The organism is Kytococcus sp. HMSC28H12 (genome assembly GCF_001816045.1).
Classification (GTDB): Bacteria; Actinomycetota; Actinomycetes; order Actinomycetales; family Dermatophilaceae; genus Kytococcus; species Kytococcus schroeteri.
In genome coordinates this window covers 1-909 of record NZ_KV824490.1, presented here as the reverse complement: position 1 = coordinate 909, position 909 = coordinate 1, and the positions used below count along the sequence as shown (strand labels likewise).

The window sequence follows — 909 nt, the reverse complement described above, 5'->3', positions numbered from 1 at the left end:
CGCCCCCGCGGCTGCCCAGGCCCCCGAGGCCGCCGCGGCTGCCGCCCCGGTCGCCGCCGGCGAGCGGGAGACCCGCACCCCGGTCAAGGGCGTGCGCAAGATGACCGCGCAGGCCATGGTGAACAGCGCCTTCACCGCCCCGCACGTCACGGAGTTCATCACCGTGGACGTCAGCGCCATGATGGAGATGGTCGAGAAGCTCAAGGGCGACCGCGCGTTCAAGGACGTCAAGGTCACCCCGCTGCTGCTCGTGGCCAAGGCCGTGGTGCTGGCTGCCCGGCGCAACCCGGAGATCAACGCCAAGTGGGACGAGGCTAACCAGGAGATCGTGCAGTACCACGACGTGAACCTGGGCATCGCCGCGGCGACCCCGCGTGGCCTCATCGTGCCCAACATCAAGGGTGCGCAGGAGAAGTCGCTGGTGGAGCTCGGCGGCGCGCTGGGCGACCTGGTGTCCACGGCGCGTGCCGGGAAGACGTCCCCGGCCGACATGTCCGGCGGCACCATCACCATCACCAACGTGGGTGTCTTCGGGGTGGACTCGGGCACGCCGATCCTCAACTCCGGCGAGGCGGCCATCCTGTGCTTCGGCGCGGTGAACCGTCGCCCGTGGGTGGTCACCGACCGCGACGGCAACGAGACCATCGAGCCGCGCTGGGTGACCGAGCTGGCGCTGAGCTTCGACCACCGCCTCGTGGACGGTGACCTGGGCTCGCGCTACCTGGCCGACGTGGCCGCGCTGCTGCAGGACCCGGGCACGGCGTTCACCTGGTGAGGTACCGCCCCCGCACCGGGGTGACGCGATGACGTGAGCGGGCTCGTCCAGAGGGGCGGGCCCGCTCCGTCGTGCCCGGTCCCCGGGCGCCCTCCCACTCCTACGCCACCCACCCTCGTTGCCCCCCCCGCCCC

1 protein-coding gene is annotated in these 909 nt (G+C 72.1%); it reads left to right on the top strand.

What is annotated here, in order from left to right; translation table 11 throughout:
* A partial coding sequence (locus HMPREF3099_RS06990; protein WP_141762040.1) for a dihydrolipoamide acetyltransferase family protein occupies positions 1–775 on the top strand: 775 nt, incomplete at its 5' end.
* Positions 776–909: the final 134 nt, after the last annotated feature.